We start from the raw sequence: 15,149 nt of genomic DNA, 5'->3' as shown, positions 1-15,149 counted from the left end.
CCTGCATTGTACAATAAAGGCTGAAAACAGATCCGATAACCGGTTTTATTCAATCGATTTCTCTTGACACACACTAGTAAAAACGCTAGAAATATCGATACCGCCAATTACCTGGAGGAAAGGATGAGAAAAAAATTAAACATCTTCCTATGGTTCCTGTTTCTGGTTCACCCGTTGTTTATTCAGGCCGTCCATGCCCAGGACGCGGCAAAACCGGCGCCGAAAGGACCCGCTGAAAAGACCTATTCCTTACCGTACGACCAGGTTTGGGATAAAGTGGTAGAAGTCTTGACGGAGAAAGGGCTCTCCGATCATCCGCACGGTAAAATGTCTGCAAACAAAGACACCGGAAAAATCACAACCCCCACTTTCCGCTACTTTAGGATCTTCTCCGCCAAACCGGTGAAAGAGTCGCATTATCGGGATACGTACACGGTCACCATCACCGAAGCGGCCAGCTTCAAGGCAAGAGAAGCGAAAAAGAAAGCCGAGGAGGCTGAATTCTTTCTCGGCGAAGCGAAAACCAAGATGGAAGAAGCAAAGGGGAAAAGCGGAGACGAGGCAAAAACATTATTAGAGGAAGCAAAACAGTCCGAAAAGGACGGAAAAGAATCGGCGGAAGCGGCGAAGAAAATGGAAGAAGAGGCAAAGGCCCTGGCCGCCAAGCCGCGTGTCGTCAAGGTGCTCGTGGAACGGAAGTTCGAAATTCACGATGATACCAAGCGGGCGTGGGTTGACGCTGATCCAAACACGGAAAAGGCGGGGCTTCCCGCCGACGTCATTCTCAGCGCGGTTGATGCAAAGCTGACAGCGGCAAACACGGCGGCGGCGGAAGCAAAGCCCGCGGCGAAAGAAGAGACAAAAAAGTAAACGACTGAAAAATGATTGGACGAACTATGAGGCTGGCGCGGAGGCTGTTTCTTCCGTGCCGGCCTCTTTTTCTTTCTTCTGCTTACGTTCCTTCTTAGGCGCTTTCTCAACCTTTTTGGCCTCCGTCAATTCCAGGATGACCATGGGAGCGCCGTCGCCGTGCCGGACCCGCGTTTTGATCAGGCGCGTGTACCCGCCGTTTTTATTTTGAAAACGGGGGGCCACTTCCGAGAAAAGGGAGAAAACCACATCTTGATCGAGAATATAAGCCGCGGCCATTCTCCTTGCATGAAGATCTCCCCGCTTTCCCAGGGAGATCATCTTATCGGCGATGGAACGAATCTCCTTCGCCTTGGCTTCCGTGGTCTCGATCCGCTCGTGCCTTAAAAAAGAGGTGACCAGATTTCGAAAGAGCGCCCTTCTGTGAGCGCTGTTCCTTCCGAGGGGACGACCTGCCTTACGATGACGCATCTCGCACTTCCTTTCCCAATCGCATTATTTCGTTATCCTTCTTTACCGACCTCGGCGGAATGCCCCTCCAGCTTCATTCCAAGGGACAATCCCATCTCAGAAAGAATTTCCTTAATTTCGTTCAACGATTTTCTGCCGAAATTTTTCGTTTTCAGCATCTCCGATTCGGACCGTTGGACCAGATCGGCGATGGTCCGGATATTGGCATTTTTTAGACAATTGGCGGCGCGGACGGAGAGCTCCAGCTCGTGCACGCTTCGGAGGAGATTCTTGTTGAACTCCTTGACCTCATCCCGCTCCTGCTCGACCGGCTGCTCGAGTTCCTCAAAGTTGATGAAGATATTCAAATGGTCCTTCAAAATTTTTGCGGAAAAACCGAGCACGTCGTCCGGCTTCACGCTGCCGTCGGTCCAAATCTCCATGACCAGCTTGTCATAATCGGTCACACGGCCGACGCGCGCGTTCTCAACGATGAAATTCACTTTGCGGATCGGCGAGAAAATGGCGTCGATCGGGATCACACCGATCGGCATCCCCTCCTCTTTGTTCCGCTCCGAAGGAACATAACCGCGGCCCACCTTGACAACCAATTCCATATCGAGATTCCCGTCTTTGTCCAATGTCGCGATATGAAGGTCGGGGGTCAGGATCTCAATGTCGGCATCGTGGATAATATCTTTCGCCAGGACCTCGCCCGCCCCTTTTTTCTTAATATGGATCACCTTCGGTTTATCGGTATGGATCTTCAAGCGAAGATTCTTGACATTCAAAATGATATCGGTGACATCCTCTTTCACCCCCGGGATCGTCGAGAACTCGTGCAGGACCCCTTCGATTTTAATCGACGTGACCGCGGCCCCTGCAATGGATGAAAGGAGAACGCGCCGGAGCGAATTGCCGATGGTGCTGCCGAATCCGCGTTCGAACGGCTCGGCAAAGAATTTTCCATACGTTTTTGTGAGTGTTTCTTTTTCGACTTCAAGCTTTTTTGGTATCTGAAAATCTTTTGTTCTAATAATCATAAGATCCTCACCCGTTTTGAGTGGGAGCGACCGGACGATCGAAGACGTTGCTCCGACGCCCGAATGGCTCAATGTCTTTATCTGGAATAAAGCTCAACAACCAGCTGCTCGTTGACAGGAAGCGCGATTTCTTCCTTGCTCGGATGTGACTTTACGGTCCCCTTCATTTGGTTCTGATCGAGCTCCAGCCAGGAAGGAACACCACGGGTTCCAATCCCCTCAAGCGCAGCCTGGATAGCGACAAGACCGCGACTGCCTTCTTTTACCTCGATCGCATCATTAAGACTGACCAGGAAAGAAGGAATATTGACCCCTTTTCCATTGACGATAAAATGATTCTGTCTGATCAGCATGCGGCCTTGCTTCCGGGAAGAAGCAAAACCAAGGCGGTAGACCACATTGTCGAGTCTCGATTCCAACAACCTGAGTAGGTTCTCGCCGGTGATTCCCTTCTTTCGTTCCGCTTTGAAGAAATATTGTCTGAACTGACGCTCCAGCAGTCCGTAAATCCGCTTCAGCTTCTGCTTCTCCCGCAACTGTGCGCTGTATTCGGAGGCGCGCGGCCGAGCCTGTCCATGCTGGCCCGGCGGATAACTTCGCCGATCAATCGCACACTTTTCGGAAAAACAACGGGTTCCTTTTAAAAACAACTTGGTCCCTTCCCTTCGACAAAGCCGACATACTGGACCGACATATCTAGCCAAGCAAACACCTCCTGTTGTTCGTTACTCGTTCGTCGTTAATCGTTATTCGTGTCTTTACGTTTAACGATTCACGAATAACGGTATCCCTAAACTCTTCTTCTCTTGGGGGGACGGCAGCCGTTATGCGGGATCGGGGTCACATCCTTAATCAGATTGATCTTCAACCCTGCGACCTGAAGCGCCCGAATGGCCGATTCACGGCCGGAGCCGGGGCCCTTCACATAGACATCGACCTGTTTCATCCCGTTCTCCATCGCCTTCTTGGCCGCGATTTCAGCCGCCCTCTGCGCGGCAAAAGGGGTGCTCTTCCGCGAGCCCTTAAACCCTTGGCTTCCGGCGCTCGACCAGACGATCACATTCCCCGCCATGTCGGTGATGGTCACAAGCGTATTATTGAACGAGGCCTGAATATGGGCCACCCCCGTCTGAACGTTCCGCTTTTCTTTTTTCTTCGCACCTTTTTTTGCAACCATTCATAACCCTTTCGCTGATGAATTACTTCGTCTCTTTTCGCTTGGCGCCGACCGTCTGTTTCTTCCGGCCCTTTCGGGTTCTTGCATTCGTCCGGGTCCGCTGACCGCGAACAGGCAGGCCGCGACGATGACGCAGCCCTCGATAACAACCGATATCCATCAAGCGTTTGATGCTCATCGAGACTTCGCGGCGAAGATCCCCTTCCACCCGGACGCCTCGCTCAATCGCCTCGCGAAGCCGGATGACCTCATCTTCCTTGAGATCCTTCACGCGGATGTCCGGACTGACGTTCGTCTCTTTTAAAATCCTTTGAGAGATGGACCGTCCGATTCCATAAATATACGTCAGACCGATTTCGATCCTTTTATCCCTCGGCAAATCAACGCCTGCGATTCTAGCCATGAAATCTCCTCGTCATTTAAACTAGCCTTGCCGTTGCTTGTGGCGGGGGTTCTCGCAGATCACGCGGATCACCCCTTTTCTCTTGATAATTTTACACTTGGCGCAGATCGCCTTCACCGATGACCGAACTTTCATCTAAACTCCTTATTTGCTAAAGCGGTACGTAATCCGCCCACGGGTCAGATCGTATGGAGAGAGCTCCAGCGTGACCTTGTCTCCCGGAAGGATCTTGATGTAATGCATTCTCATCTTTCCGGAAATATGAGCAAGAACGCGATGGCCGTTTTCAAGCTCCACCCTAAACATGGCGTTCGGCAATGTCTCCACGATGGTTCCTTGCACTTCAATGACATCCTCTTTCGCCATATTATTTTTTCCCAATCTATCGATCTCTGAAATGCATCAAACGCTTTGCGAGACATCCCCCCGTTACAATTTGCTTAGGATGACCGGCCCCTCTTTCGTCACCGCAATCGTATGCTCAAAGTGAGCGGAAAGACTCCCATCCGCCGTCACCGCCGTCCAACGGTCGTCCAAAACCCGAACGGCGGCCTTCCCTATATTGACCATCGGCTCGATCGCCAAAACCATTCCTTCTCTCAGCCGCGGCCCTCGACCGGGGGGGCCGAAATTAGGGATTTGAGGCTCCTCATGCAAAGCGCGTCCGATTCCATGACCGACAAAATCGGTGACGACCGAAAAACCGGCTTGCTCCACATGCGATTGAACCGCGTGGGAGATATCCGACAACCGGCTTCCCTCACATGCCTGTGCGATGCCGGCATAAAGAGATTCTTCGGTGACCTGAATCAGCCGCTTTGCTTCCGGCTTCACCTCTCCGACGGCAACCGTGACCGCTGAATCGCCGTAGAAACCGTCATAGATCGCGCCGAGATCGAGGCCGACAATGTCCCCCTCTTTAATCACCTTGTCGGGAGAGGGGATTCCATGAACCACTTCCTCGTTGACGGAAATACAAAGGGTCGCCGGATAGTTGCGGTAACCTTTAAAAGCCGGCGTCCCGCCCCGCTCTCGAATCTGCTTTTCAACGAAGAGGTCGAGTTCTTTTGTCGTCATCCCCGGCTTCAGATACGCTCTTACCGCTTCAAGCGACTCTGCGACGATCCGGCTCGCTTTTGCGATCTTGGCGACCTCTTCTTTAGATTTTAAAATAATCATTTTCTTCCCTTTGGGTCAACCGGATTGCTTTGAACCCATCAGGATGACTTCTTTCCCAGAACCGCCTCTTTGACCCGACCGGTGACGGCGTCCACGCCGGCGTCGGCCTCGATCTGCGACAAGAGGCCCTGCTCTCGATAGTGTTGAATCAGCGGCGACGTCTCATTCCGATATACGACGAGACGCGCTTTGACTGTTTCAGGACGATCATCCTTTCTTTGAACCAAAGCGGTTCCACAGCTGCAGATCCCCTCCTGAGGGGGGGGATTAAAAGAGGTATGATAAACCTTCTGGCAAGCGGGACAGCTTCGTCTTCCGGCAATCCGCTTGACCAACTCCTCTTCATTCAAATCAAAATAAAGGACCCGATCGATCCCCTGGCGGTTCTCTTTTAAAATCTTCGACAGCGCCTCGGCTTGCTTGATCGTCCTTGGAAAACCATCCAGGATATATCCGGCCGACGTATCCGGCTCCTTCAACCGCTCCGCAACCAGGTTGATAATCACATCATCTGGGACCAGCTTGCCGGCATCGATATAGGATTTGGCTTCCATGCCGACCGGTGTTTTCTTGGCCATCGCCGTTCTGAGCATATCGCCCGTGGCGATGTGAGGGATTCGATACTCTTTCGATAATTTCTCCGCTTGCGTCCCTTTTCCAACCCCGGGAGGACCGAGGAAGATCAACCGCATTGTTCTATCCCTCTATGATCGTTATTCGCGAATCGTTACTCGTTAATCGGGTCTTTGCGTTTAACGGTTAACGGGTAGTGTTTAACGATCCCCTAGAACCCTCGCCCTTTCAGCTTTCCCTTCTTCATAAAGCCTTCGTAGTTTCGGGTCAACATATGGGTCTCAATCTGCTGCGCCGTATCGAGACCGACCCCGATCACAATCAGAAGGGAAGTTCCCCCGAAGGCGAAGGGAACGTTGAATCGATAGATCAAGATTTCCGGAATAATCGCCACCATCGCCAGGTAGATCGCCCCGGCAAAGGTAATTCGGGTCAAGACGCGGTAGATGTAATCGGAGGTCCGCTGCCCCGGTCGGATCCCCGGGATGAAGCCGCCGTACTTTTTCATATTGTCGGCCATATCCACCGGATTAAGCACCACCGCCGTATAAAAGAAGGCAAAAAAGATAATCAGCATCGCATAGAGCGCGGTGTGAAAAACCGTCCCCGGCGTCAAATTCCTCCCGATCGCCTGCACCCAGGGAACGGTAATGAATCCTGCAATGGTGGCAGGAAAGGCGATAATCGAGGAGGCGAAGATCGGCGGAATCACGCCGGCGGTGTTGATCTTCAACGGAATATGTGTGCTCTGCCCCCCATACACTCTCCGGCCGACGACCCGCTTGGCGTATTGAACCGGAATCTTCCGCCGGCCGCTCTCCAGAAAAACGATCGCGACAACGACGCCGATCATCAAAATCGCCAGAAAGAGAATGAGGAAAAAGTTGATCTGCCCCGCCTGAAAAAGCTGATAGGTGTTAATCACGGCGGCGGGCATCCCGGTGACGATCCCGGCGAAGATAATTAACGAAATGCCGTTTCCGATTCCACGCTCCGTAATCTGCTCTCCGAGCCACATGAGGAAAGCGGTCCCGGCCGTGATCGTGATCATCGTCATTAATCGGAATGCCCAGCCGGGGTTCTGGACGAAGGCCCCCCCTTCCATTCCTTCAAGGCCGATCGCGATTCCGAGCGCTTGAACAATGCCGATCCCGATGGTGCCGATTCGGGTATACTGGATGATCTTCTTTCGCCCCCGCTCTCCCTCCTTGGCCAGTTTGGAGAGGGTAGGAATCACCACCGTCAGCAACTGAAGGATGATCGAGGCCGAAATATACGGCATGATCCCCAACGCGAAAATGGTCAACCGCGAGAGCCCGCCCCCCGAAAAGATATCGAGGAAGCCCATCAAAGCGCCCCCTCGTTCGGTCAGGAATTTGGCGAGCGCCTCATTGTTGATTCCGGGGGTCGGGACGTGAGATCCGATCCGGTAAACAATCAGCATCAACGCGGTAAAGATAATTCGCTGTCGGAGCTCGGCGATCTTAAATATATTTTGAACGCTGGTGATAAATCTGTCGAACAACCCACTCTCTCCTATGAGAGGACCTCGGCCCGCCCGCCGGCCGCCTGAATTTTCTTGAGGGCCTCTTCGCTGAACTTATGGGCGGCGATGACCAACGGCTTCGTCAGCGCTCCTTCCCCCAAAATCTTAACGCTTTCGGTTGATCTTTTGATGATGCCGGCTTGATGGAGAAACTCGGGGTTGATCACCGTCTCGGCCGGGAACTGATCGAGTCTGCTCAGATTGACGACCGCGTATTCTTTCTTGAAGATATTCTTAAAGCCGCGTTTTGGAACCCGGCGAATCAACGGCTGTTGTCCCCCTTCGAAACCGGGAGCCTTCGTTCCGCCTGATCGGGCCGCTTGGCCTTTATGCCCCTTGGTCGATGTCTTCCCATGTCCCGAACCCGGTCCCCGCCCGATCCTTTTTTCTTTTTTCTTGGCCCCGGGAGTGGGCGCTAAATCCGATATCTTCACGAGATTTCCTTGACCTCCAGCAGATGCGAAATTTTATGAATCATCCCGCGCGTTTGAGGCGTATCCTGGCGGATCACCGTTTGATTCATTTTACGGAGGCCGAGTCCGGCAACCACTCTTTTATGTTTTCCGGGCCGCCCGATATAGCTCCGCACCAGGGTAATCGATAACTGTTTTGTCGCCGTTTTCGAAGCTTCTTTCTTTGCCATTCTATCTCTCCGACAGCGCGAGGGCCGTCTGCCTCCGCCTGACCATCTCTCCGGGATCTCTCAGTTTCGAGAAACCTTCCAACGTCGCCTTGACCACGTTGAGCGGGTTTCCGCTCCCGAGCGACTTGCAGAGGATATTCGAAATTCCGACCATCTCCATCACGGCCCGGACCGGCCCCCCCGCGATGATCCCGGTTCCATCCGCCGCCGGCTTGAGCAGAACATTCTCGGCCCCGTAATGCCCGGTGATTTCAAAAGGAATCGTCGACTCTTTCAAGGGGACGCGGACCAGATTCTTCTTTCCATTCTCAATCGCTTTTCGAATCGCTTCAGGAACCTCCGCCGCTTTTCCCTTGCCGACCCCGACATGCCCCTGGCCGTCTCCCACCACCACCACGGCGGAAAAGGAGAAGCGCTTGCCCCCCTTCACTACTTTCGCCACGCGGTTGATGAATACGACCTTATCTTTTAACGTCAGTTCGTCTGCATTAATTTTTGCCAAGTACCGCCTCCTAAAAACCCGTCCCATCAAACAGAAGGGTTGCCGTCGTGCTTAGAATACAAGTCCGCCTTCTCTGGCCGCGTCTGCAAGCGCCTTCACTCTCCCGTGATAGATATACCCCCCCCGATCAAAGACCACCTTGCTGATATTTTTCTCCTTCGCAAGGGCGGCCAGCTTTGCGCCGACCATCTTTGCCCCTTCGATATTTCCCCCCGACGCTTTCCCCTTTTTTCCTTTGGCCGCTTTCGTAAGGGAGGAAGCCGCCGCCAATGTTTTTCCGGAAAGGTCATCAATAATCTGAGCATAAATATTGTCCAGGCTCCGATAAACGGAGAGACGCGGCCGCTCGGGGGTTCCCATAATTTTGTTTCGAACCCGTTCGTGCCTTCTCGTTCTTGCCAGAACCTTTTCTTTCGCCGATACCGCCATCACAAACCCCGTTTTACGAGTTATTTTCCAGTCTTTCCCTCTTTACGGATGATCCGCTCGTCTTTGTACTTGATCCCTTTCCCTTTATAGGGTTCGGGCTCTCTTAATGCGCGGATATTCGCCGCCACCTGTCCGACCAGATACCGGTCGATTCCTTTGATCGTGACGGTCGTCTGCTTTTCAACCGTTGCATCAATCCCCTTTGGAAGCTCAAAATTGATCGGATGGGAATATCCTAAATTTAAAACCAGCACTCTCCCCTGCACCGCGGCGCGGAAACCGACCCCATTGATCTCGAGCACCTTCTCGAATCCCTGTGTCACGCCGACGATCATGTTCTGAATCTCGTTTCGGGTCAAACCGTGAAGCGATCGGACAAACCGATCGTCCGAAATGCGAGAGACAGCAATCTCGGTTCCCTGAACGTCAACCTTGATCTCGGGCCGAAGCGCCTTTTGATTTTCTCCCTTCGGGCCTTTGACGTGGACGTTGTCCGGATTCACTTTGACGCTGACCCCATTGGGAATCGTAATTTTTTTTAAACCGACTCGCGACATAATCTCAACCTTTTATCTTATTGTGGGGACCCGTGCGGCGGATCGAAGAGAGGTCCTCCGATGCCCCTACACCCCGCGGCTCGGACAGGCAAAGCCTGCTCCTCGCCTTGATTTATTCTCAGCTCGTTACCAGATGTAACAGAGGACCTCTCCGCCGACCTTCGCTTCACGCGATTTCTGATCGGTCATCAGCCCCTTCGAGGTGGAGAGGATTGCAACGCCGATCCCCCCCTTCACCGAAGGAATTTCATCCTTGCCGACATACACGCGCCGGCCCGGTTTGCTGACGCGCTGCAGGTCGCTGATCACCGGCTCGTCGTTTTCGACATATTTGAGATAAACCCTCAAATTCTTCTTCACCGATTCGCCGACCACACGATAATTTCGAATAAACCCCTCTTCTTTTAAGATCCGCGCAAGCTCCACCTTAACCTTCGAAAGGGGAATATCGACTACTTCGTGTTTCCGCATTTTGGCATTTCTGATTCTGGTCAGCATATCTGAAATAGGATCTGTCATTCTCGACTCCAATTACTTCCGTGATCGGCGTTTCCTATCATCGATCTACGATGATGTTAAGGACAGTCCGACCTACCAACTCGATTTGATCACCCCAGGGATCTCTCCCTTCAAGCTCAACAGGCGAAAACAGATCCGGCACATGTTGAATTTTCGAATATAACCGCGCACCCGACCGCAAGTGGCGCAGCGATTGTATTTTCTCACCTGGAACTTGGGGGTCCTTTGGGCTTTTGCAATTAAAGATTTCTTTGCCAATGTCTACCTCTATTTTTATGTGGGGACCTGTCCGGTGGACCCAAAGAGAAGGTCCTCCGACGTCCCCACTCCCCGCGGCTCGGATGGGCTCAGCCCGATCCTCGCCTTTATCTGTGATACTCCAAAACTTACTTCGGCTCACTCGGTTTGCGGAAGGGGAAACCGAAAATTCGCAGCAACGCTCTTCCCTCGGTGTCGTTCGTCGCGGTGGTGACGATGGTAATGTCCATTCCGTGAATCGCAGCCACCTCATCGTAGTTAATCTCCGGAAAGATCAACTGCTCCTTGATTCCCAAGGTGTAGTTTCCTTTTCCGTCGAATGCTTTGAGGGAGATCCCCCTGAAGTCACGAATTCTGGGAAGGGCCGCATTGAGGAGCCGATCCAAAAATTCATACATTCTCTCCCGCCGAAGGGTGACTTTGGCGCCGATCGGCATCCCTTCCCGAAGCTTAAATCCGGCGATCGATTTTTTGGCCTTGGTGACGACCGGTCTCTGTCCGGTAATCTGGCCGAGCTCTTTCACCGCCGCATCGAGCAACTTGACGTTGGAGATCGCCTCTCCCATTCCGACATTAACGACGATTTTTTCGAGTTTGGGCACCTGCATCGGATTCTTATACCCAAATTCCTTCATCATCGCAGGAACCACTTCCTGCTGGTATCGTTCTTTGGCTGACGCAATATTATTGGTTGTTTTCATGATCCTTTACCGTTCCTCGCCTCGCTTAAGATGTGTTCCGATCTCTGTCGATCGAAAACTAAGCTTCTTTATCCAGCGCTTCGCCGCAAGATTTGCAGACCCTCAACTTCTTTCCGTCCGGCAGCGTCTTGCTCCCGATTCTTCTCGGCTTCACGCAGTTTGCGCAGACAATCATCACATTCGAGAGATGGACCCTCCCCTCTCGCTCGACGATTCCCCCCTTTGGGTTTTTTTGGTTCGGCCGGGTATGCTTCTTCAAGAGATTCAGCTTTTCAACAACAACGGCCTGCTTATCCGGAAGGACCTGCAAGACCTTTCCCTCTTTTCCTTTTTCTTTGCCGGCGACCACATGAACAATATCGCCTTTCTTAATCTTGGTCCTGAGCAACGGTAAAGTGGCTTTTCCCATCATCAAATCCTTTATAAAACTTCAGGCGCAAGTGAAATAATCTTCGTAAACTTTTTCCAGCGGAGCTCTCTTGCAACGGGGCCGAAAATACGCGTTCCAATCGGTTCTCCCTGGGCATTGATCAGAACCGCCGCGTTCCGATCGAACTTGATGTAGGAGCCGTCGTCTCTACGCACTTCTTTCGTCGTCCGGACCACCACCGCCCGCACCACATCTCCCTTTTTGACGCTCCCTTGTGGGATCGCTTCCTTCACAGTGGCAACGATGATATCGCCCAGGCGCGCATAACGTTTCTTCGAGCCCCCTTTGACATGGAAGCACATCACCTTCTTGGCCCCGGAGTTATCAGCGACATCGAGCATTGTGTAAATTTGTACCATGCTAAGCACCCGCTTCCGTTAAGATTAAACCGTTTTGGATTGTTTCTTCTTAAACCTCTTTCGCCCGCTCCAGCACTTCGACGACGACCCACCGCTTCTCCCGGCTGATTGGACGCGTCTCGATGAGCTTGACCCGATCGCCGACATGGGCCTCGTTTTTCTCATCGTGCGCTTTCAGCTTGCTGGTTCTCTTTAAAAATTTCTTGTATCGAGGATCCTGCACCATCCGGTCGATCGCGACGACGACAGTCTTCTCCATCTTGTCGCTGATAACCTGGCCAACGTATTCTTTTCTCTTTTTCAACATGTTTTCCTTGTCGTTCACCTGGAATCCTATTTCGAAGCGCCTTCTTTCTCGGTCGCTTCTTTCTTTTTCATTTGAGAAAAGGTCAGAACCCGCGCGACGTCTCGCTTAATCAACTTGATCCGATTGGGGTTCTCGACATGTCCGGAAACCGCCTGAAAACGGAGGTTGAAGAGCTCCTTCCGGAGCTCTTTCTCTTTCTGAGAGAGCTCCTCCGCCGTCAACTCTCTAAAATCCTTTACATCCGCCATTTCTTATTCCTCCCCCCGCGCTACAAACTGCGTAGCGATCGGAAGCTTGTACGCGGCCAACCGGAAGGCCTCTTTCGCCACCTCGGGGGTGACTCCGTCCATCTCGTAGATGATCCGGCCCGGCTTGACCACCGCCACCCAATATTCGGGGGCGCCCTTTCCCTTTCCCATACGCGTTTCGGCGGGCTTCTTGGTAATCGGCTTGTCCGGGAAGATGCGAATCCAGATTTTTCCTCCCCGCTTGACGAAGCGGGTCATCGCGATACGCGCCGCCTCGATTTGCCTCGCCGTAATCCAGCCCGGCTCCATTGCCTTGAGACCGAACTCGCCAAAACTCAGATCGGACCCGCGGTACGCCTTGCCGGCCATCCGACCCTTCATCCGTTTTCGGTATTTTACCTTCTTAGGGGACAGCATTATCTTCTCTCACCTCGTGCAGCAGCCAATTCTCGCTCTTTTTGCGTCTCCGGAAGAATCTCGCCTCGATAGATCCAAACCTTCACGCCGATCTGGCCCATGGTCGTCGCCGCTTCCGCCAACCCGAAATCGATATCGGCGCGAAGGGTATGCAACGGAACCCGCCCCTCCCGATACCACTCGGTCCGCGCGATTTCGGCCCCCGCCAACCTTCCTGCGCAGTAGACCTTGATCCCCAACGCGCCCAGCCGAAGGGAAGAGGCGACCGCTTTCTTCATGGCGCGCCGGTAGGCGACCCGCTTTTCCAACTGCATGGCGATGTTCTCCGCGACCAGTTGCGCGTCGAGCTCCGGCTTCTTGATCTCTTTGATGTTGATGTAGACCTGCTTCTTGGTCATCGCTTCGAGCTCGACCTTGAGCTTGTCGACCTCGGCCCCTTTTCTCCCGATGATGATTCCGGGCCGGGCGGTGTGGATGGTGATCCGGATCTGATTTCCGGAGCGCTCGATCTCGACCCGCGCAACACCCGCGTGGTAGAGTTTCTTTTTGACGATCTTCCGGATCTTCAGATCTTCATGAAGCAGCTTGGCATAGTCCTTCTCGGCATACCAGCGCGAGCTCCACGTTTTGATATAACCTAATCGGAATCCGATCGGATGAACTTTCTGCCCCATTATTGCTCCTTCTCGGCAGCGGAGGATTTCTTCTCCGCCTTCTTCTTTGTCGCCTCTGCCTTGGGGGCTTTCGGCTTCTTCGGTTTACTCTCCGTTTTTGTTTCTTTATCGGCGACGGCTTTACGGGCTTTCGGCTTCTTGGCCTTGCTTTCAACTTCCTTTTCCACAACAGGCGCCGCCTGAACCGGTTCTGCCTTCGTTGCCTTCGGCTTTTTGGGGGCAATCTCCACCACGGATAAGATCAAGGTAATATGGCTCGTCCGCTTCCGAATAATATTGGCCCGTCCCATCGCCCTCGGCTCCATTCGTTTCATCACCGGGCCTCCGTCGACGAGCGCCTTGGAAACCCAGAGATCATCGACATCCCCCATCTCTTTCTGGGCGGCATTGGCGACGGCCGATTTCAAAACCTTCTCGATCACCTTGGCGGCGTGCCTCGGCGTAAACTTAAGAATCGTGAGCGCCTCCGCGGCATTTTTGCCTCGGATGAGATCGACGACCAACCTTGCCTTTCGGGGCGCCACACGGATGTACCGCAAAACGGCTTTCGCTTCCATTTGAACTCCACTCCTAAACCGCACAGACCGGGATCAATCCGGCACTGACTCATTCGTTACTTTAACGCCGTCGCCTTTTCCGTCTTGGCAGCGCCATGCCCCTTGAAGAACCGGGTCGCCGAAAATTCTCCGAGCTTGTGGCCGACCATGTTTTCCGTGATGTAGACCGGGATAAACTTCTTTCCGTTGTGGACGGCGAGGGTATGTCCGATCATCTCCGGGGTAATGGTCGATCTGCGCGACCACGTCTTGAGGATCTTTTTGTCGTTCGATTCGTTCATCTTGGCGATTTTTTCCGCCAGATGTGTGTCGACGAACGGTCCTTTTTTAACTGATCTCGGCATCGCTAACCTTTGGTTTATCGTTCGGTGGGGCCCGTGCGGTTCCTGCTTCGCAGGAATCCTCCGATGCCCCCACACCCCGCGCTCGCGCTGGCACAGCCAGTCGCTCGCTTTATTTTCTTCTCTTAATAATGAAGGCGTCGGTGTCTTTTCTGCGCCGCGTCTTATATCCTTTGGTCAACTGGCCCCAGGGAGAGACCGGATGCGGATTCCCCTGACCGGCCTTTCCTTCTCCTCCGCCGTGCGGATGATCGACCGGGTTCATCGCAACCCCTCGGACGGTCGGCCGACGGCCCAACCAACGGGTTCGTCCCGCCTTGCCCAAAGAGTAATTTTCATGATCGATATTTCCGACTTGCCCCATGGTCGCCATACAGGCGGCGTGGACAAGACGAACCTCGCCCGAACCCAAACGGATCTGAACCCACTCGTTCTCTTTCGCCATCAACTGCGCCGACGCGCCGGCACTCCGGGCAAGCTGGCCCCCTTTTCCCTGCTTCAGCTCAATATTATGAATCATGCTCCCGACGGGGATGTTGGACAACGGGAGGGCATTTCCGTTCCGAATCTCGGCGTTCGGTCCCGACATCAGATGCTCCCCCACCCTTAAACCGTCCGGCGCGATGATATAGCGCTTCTCGCCGTCCGCATAGGTGAGCAGGGCAATCCGGGCCGACCGATTCGGATCGTATTCAATCGACGCCACGGTGGCGGGGATGTCGAACTTATTTCTCTTGAAATCGATGATCCGGTAGGCCCGCTTGTGTCCGCCGCCGCGATGGCGCACCGTGATCTTTCCGCGATTGTTTCTTCCGCCCGAAGGGGGAAGCGAGCGAACCAAACTCTTTTCGGGTTCGGTCTTCGTAATCTCCTCAAAGGTCAAACCCATTGCAGAACGGCGACCCGGTGACGTTGGCTTGTATGTCTTTACTCCCATTGATCAATAACCTCTATACGGTAGAGACC

26 protein-coding genes and 2 pseudogenes are annotated in these 15,149 nt (G+C 53.3%); 1 reads left to right on the top strand and 27 read right to left on the bottom strand.

What is annotated here, in order from left to right; all coding sequences use genetic code 11:
* Positions 1-123 precede the first annotated feature (123 nt).
* The gene (locus MCM46_17135) at positions 124-870 is read left to right on the top strand and encodes a hypothetical protein (GenBank protein MCG3113534.1); all 747 of its coding nucleotides are present in this window, start codon (positions 124-126) and stop codon (positions 868-870) included.
* 126 nt (positions 871-996) lie between these two features.
* Here the strand turns inward: MCM46_17135 and rplQ are convergent.
* From rplQ to rplB, 27 genes and pseudogenes are all read right to left on the bottom strand, one after another.
* A pseudogene (rplQ, locus tag MCM46_17130) lies at positions 997-1,341 on the bottom strand (50S ribosomal protein L17).
* 32 nt (positions 1,342-1,373) lie between these two features.
* Entirely contained in the window at positions 1,374-2,363 is a 990-nt protein-coding gene (locus MCM46_17125; protein MCG3113533.1) for a DNA-directed RNA polymerase subunit alpha, read from the bottom strand.
* Between the two features lie 77 nt (positions 2,364-2,440).
* The gene (gene rpsD / locus MCM46_17120) at positions 2,441-3,067 is read right to left on the bottom strand and encodes a 30S ribosomal protein S4 (GenBank protein MCG3113532.1); all 627 of its coding nucleotides are present in this window, start codon (positions 3,065-3,067) and stop codon (positions 2,441-2,443) included.
* Positions 3,068-3,153: 86 nt separating this feature from the next.
* Complete coding sequence (rpsK, locus tag MCM46_17115) at positions 3,154-3,540, bottom strand: 30S ribosomal protein S11 (protein MCG3113531.1); 387 nt, start codon at positions 3,538-3,540, stop codon at positions 3,154-3,156.
* Positions 3,541-3,562: 22 nt separating this feature from the next.
* Positions 3,563-3,943 (bottom strand): 30S ribosomal protein S13, encoded by a 381-nt coding sequence (gene rpsM / locus MCM46_17110; protein ID MCG3113530.1) that lies wholly within the window; start codon positions 3,941-3,943, stop codon positions 3,563-3,565.
* A 21-nt stretch (positions 3,944-3,964) separates the two neighbouring features.
* Complete coding sequence (rpmJ, locus tag MCM46_17105) at positions 3,965-4,078, bottom strand: 50S ribosomal protein L36 (GenBank protein MCG3113529.1); 114 nt, start codon at positions 4,076-4,078, stop codon at positions 3,965-3,967.
* 9 nt (positions 4,079-4,087) lie between these two features.
* Positions 4,088-4,309 (bottom strand): translation initiation factor IF-1, encoded by a 222-nt coding sequence (gene infA, locus MCM46_17100; GenBank protein ID MCG3113528.1) that lies wholly within the window; start codon positions 4,307-4,309, stop codon positions 4,088-4,090.
* Positions 4,310-4,372: 63 nt separating this feature from the next.
* Positions 4,373-5,122, bottom strand: a complete 750-nt coding sequence (gene map / locus MCM46_17095) for a type I methionyl aminopeptidase (protein MCG3113527.1) — start codon at positions 5,120-5,122, stop codon at positions 4,373-4,375.
* Between the two features lie 38 nt (positions 5,123-5,160).
* Complete coding sequence (locus tag MCM46_17090) at positions 5,161-5,814, bottom strand: adenylate kinase (protein ID MCG3113526.1); 654 nt, start codon at positions 5,812-5,814, stop codon at positions 5,161-5,163.
* Positions 5,815-5,906: 92 nt separating this feature from the next.
* On the bottom strand, positions 5,907-7,220 hold the full coding sequence (gene secY / locus MCM46_17085) for a preprotein translocase subunit SecY (protein MCG3113525.1): 1,314 nt from the start codon (positions 7,218-7,220) through the stop codon (positions 5,907-5,909).
* 11 nt (positions 7,221-7,231) lie between these two features.
* A complete protein-coding gene (gene rplO / locus MCM46_17080; protein MCG3113524.1) occupies positions 7,232-7,675 on the bottom strand; it encodes a 50S ribosomal protein L15 in 444 nt (147 codons plus the stop codon).
* Positions 7,672-7,884 (bottom strand): 50S ribosomal protein L30, encoded by a 213-nt coding sequence (gene rpmD, locus MCM46_17075; protein ID MCG3113523.1) that lies wholly within the window; start codon positions 7,882-7,884, stop codon positions 7,672-7,674. The genes rplO and rpmD overlap by 4 nt, the downstream gene beginning before the upstream one ends.
* 1 nt (position 7,885) lies before the next feature.
* Positions 7,886-8,413 carry a 30S ribosomal protein S5 gene (rpsE, locus tag MCM46_17070; GenBank protein ID MCG3113522.1) on the bottom strand — a complete coding sequence of 176 codons (528 nt, stop codon included), beginning with the start codon at positions 8,411-8,413 and terminating at the stop codon, positions 7,886-7,888.
* A gap of 24 nt (positions 8,414-8,437) precedes the next feature.
* On the bottom strand, positions 8,438-8,815 hold the full coding sequence (gene rplR, locus MCM46_17065; GenBank protein ID MCG3113521.1) for a 50S ribosomal protein L18: 378 nt from the start codon (positions 8,813-8,815) through the stop codon (positions 8,438-8,440).
* Between the two features lie 20 nt (positions 8,816-8,835).
* Positions 8,836-9,372 (bottom strand): 50S ribosomal protein L6, encoded by a 537-nt coding sequence (rplF, locus tag MCM46_17060; protein MCG3113520.1) that lies wholly within the window; start codon positions 9,370-9,372, stop codon positions 8,836-8,838.
* Between the two features lie 126 nt (positions 9,373-9,498).
* Positions 9,499-9,891 (bottom strand): 30S ribosomal protein S8, encoded by a 393-nt coding sequence (gene rpsH, locus MCM46_17055; protein ID MCG3113519.1) that lies wholly within the window; start codon positions 9,889-9,891, stop codon positions 9,499-9,501.
* 72 nt (positions 9,892-9,963) lie between these two features.
* On the bottom strand, positions 9,964-10,149 hold the full coding sequence (locus MCM46_17050; protein ID MCG3113518.1) for a type Z 30S ribosomal protein S14: 186 nt from the start codon (positions 10,147-10,149) through the stop codon (positions 9,964-9,966).
* A gap of 128 nt (positions 10,150-10,277) precedes the next feature.
* Complete coding sequence (gene rplE, locus MCM46_17045; GenBank protein ID MCG3113517.1) at positions 10,278-10,832, bottom strand: 50S ribosomal protein L5; 555 nt, start codon at positions 10,830-10,832, stop codon at positions 10,278-10,280.
* A 76-nt stretch (positions 10,833-10,908) separates the two neighbouring features.
* The gene (rplX, locus tag MCM46_17040) at positions 10,909-11,259 is read right to left on the bottom strand and encodes a 50S ribosomal protein L24 (protein MCG3113516.1); all 351 of its coding nucleotides are present in this window, start codon (positions 11,257-11,259) and stop codon (positions 10,909-10,911) included.
* Positions 11,260-11,270: 11 nt separating this feature from the next.
* On the bottom strand, positions 11,271-11,639 hold the full coding sequence (gene rplN / locus MCM46_17035; GenBank protein ID MCG3113515.1) for a 50S ribosomal protein L14: 369 nt from the start codon (positions 11,637-11,639) through the stop codon (positions 11,271-11,273).
* 49 nt (positions 11,640-11,688) lie between these two features.
* Positions 11,689-11,946: a 30S ribosomal protein S17 gene (rpsQ, locus tag MCM46_17030; protein MCG3113514.1), complete on the bottom strand. Its 258-nt coding sequence runs from the start codon at positions 11,944-11,946 to the stop codon at positions 11,689-11,691.
* Positions 11,947-11,972: 26 nt separating this feature from the next.
* Positions 11,973-12,194, bottom strand: a complete 222-nt coding sequence (rpmC, locus tag MCM46_17025; protein ID MCG3113513.1) for a 50S ribosomal protein L29 — start codon at positions 12,192-12,194, stop codon at positions 11,973-11,975.
* Positions 12,195-12,197: 3 nt separating this feature from the next.
* A complete protein-coding gene (rplP, locus tag MCM46_17020; GenBank protein MCG3113512.1) occupies positions 12,198-12,611 on the bottom strand; it encodes a 50S ribosomal protein L16 in 414 nt (137 codons plus the stop codon).
* Positions 12,611-13,285 carry a 30S ribosomal protein S3 gene (rpsC, locus tag MCM46_17015; protein MCG3113511.1) on the bottom strand — a complete coding sequence of 225 codons (675 nt, stop codon included), beginning with the start codon at positions 13,283-13,285 and terminating at the stop codon, positions 12,611-12,613. The genes rplP and rpsC overlap by 1 nt, the downstream gene beginning before the upstream one ends.
* A 233-nt stretch (positions 13,286-13,518) precedes the next feature.
* Positions 13,519-13,842, bottom strand: a pseudogene (gene rplV, locus MCM46_17010) (50S ribosomal protein L22).
* A 56-nt stretch (positions 13,843-13,898) separates the two neighbouring features.
* Positions 13,899-14,186, bottom strand: a complete 288-nt coding sequence (rpsS, locus tag MCM46_17005; GenBank protein MCG3113510.1) for a 30S ribosomal protein S19 — start codon at positions 14,184-14,186, stop codon at positions 13,899-13,901.
* Positions 14,187-14,295: 109 nt separating this feature from the next.
* A complete protein-coding gene (rplB, locus tag MCM46_17000; protein MCG3113509.1) occupies positions 14,296-15,120 on the bottom strand; it encodes a 50S ribosomal protein L2 in 825 nt (274 codons plus the stop codon).
* Positions 15,121-15,149: the final 29 nt, after the last annotated feature.

The sequence above is a fragment of the Candidatus Manganitrophus morganii genome (assembly GCA_021651055.1).
Taxonomy (GTDB): Bacteria; Nitrospirota; Nitrospiria; order SBBL01; family Manganitrophaceae; genus Manganitrophus; species Manganitrophus morganii.
Note: the sequence above shows the minus strand (reverse complement) of the source record. Positions and strands in the feature narration are given on the sequence as shown.

Bases quoted from the DNA above. Each gene is read 5' to 3' on its own strand.
- MCM46_17135 (MCG3113534.1), top strand. From the start codon at position 124: ATGAGAAAAAAATTAAACATCTTCCTATGGTTCCTGTTTCTGGTTCAC.
- MCM46_17125 (MCG3113533.1), bottom strand. From the start codon at position 2,363: ATGATTATTAGAACAAAAGATTTTCAGATACCAAAAAAGCTTGAAGTC.
- rpsK (MCG3113531.1), bottom strand. From the start codon at position 3,540: ATGGTTGCAAAAAAAGGTGCGAAGAAAAAAGAAAAGCGGAACGTTCAG.
- rpsM (MCG3113530.1), bottom strand. From the start codon at position 3,943: ATGGCTAGAATCGCAGGCGTTGATTTGCCGAGGGATAAAAGGATCGAA.
- rpmJ (MCG3113529.1), bottom strand. From the start codon at position 4,078: ATGAAAGTTCGGTCATCGGTGAAGGCGATCTGCGCCAAGTGTAAAATT.
- infA (MCG3113528.1), bottom strand. From the start codon at position 4,309: ATGGCGAAAGAGGATGTCATTGAAGTGCAAGGAACCATCGTGGAGACA.
- map (MCG3113527.1), bottom strand. From the start codon at position 5,122: ATGATTATTTTAAAATCTAAAGAAGAGGTCGCCAAGATCGCAAAAGCG.
- MCM46_17090 (MCG3113526.1), bottom strand. From the start codon at position 5,814: ATGCGGTTGATCTTCCTCGGTCCTCCCGGGGTTGGAAAAGGGACGCAA.
- rpmD (MCG3113523.1), bottom strand. From the start codon at position 7,884: ATGGCAAAGAAAGAAGCTTCGAAAACGGCGACAAAACAGTTATCGATT.
- rpsE (MCG3113522.1), bottom strand. From the start codon at position 8,413: ATGGGACGGGTTTTTAGGAGGCGGTACTTGGCAAAAATTAATGCAGAC.
- rplR (MCG3113521.1), bottom strand. From the start codon at position 8,815: ATGGCGGTATCGGCGAAAGAAAAGGTTCTGGCAAGAACGAGAAGGCAC.
- rplF (MCG3113520.1), bottom strand. From the start codon at position 9,372: ATGTCGCGAGTCGGTTTAAAAAAAATTACGATTCCCAATGGGGTCAGC.
- rpsH (MCG3113519.1), bottom strand. From the start codon at position 9,891: ATGACAGATCCTATTTCAGATATGCTGACCAGAATCAGAAATGCCAAA.
- rplX (MCG3113516.1), bottom strand. From the start codon at position 11,259: ATGGGAAAAGCCACTTTACCGTTGCTCAGGACCAAGATTAAGAAAGGC.
- rplN (MCG3113515.1), bottom strand. From the start codon at position 11,639: ATGGTACAAATTTACACAATGCTCGATGTCGCTGATAACTCCGGGGCC.
- rpsQ (MCG3113514.1), bottom strand. From the start codon at position 11,946: ATGTTGAAAAAGAGAAAAGAATACGTTGGCCAGGTTATCAGCGACAAG.
- rpmC (MCG3113513.1), bottom strand. From the start codon at position 12,194: ATGGCGGATGTAAAGGATTTTAGAGAGTTGACGGCGGAGGAGCTCTCT.
- rplP (MCG3113512.1), bottom strand. From the start codon at position 12,611: ATGCTGTCCCCTAAGAAGGTAAAATACCGAAAACGGATGAAGGGTCGG.
- rpsC (MCG3113511.1), bottom strand. From the start codon at position 13,285: ATGGGGCAGAAAGTTCATCCGATCGGATTCCGATTAGGTTATATCAAA.
- rpsS (MCG3113510.1), bottom strand. From the start codon at position 14,186: ATGCCGAGATCAGTTAAAAAAGGACCGTTCGTCGACACACATCTGGCG.
- rplB (MCG3113509.1), bottom strand. From the start codon at position 15,120: ATGGGAGTAAAGACATACAAGCCAACGTCACCGGGTCGCCGTTCTGCA.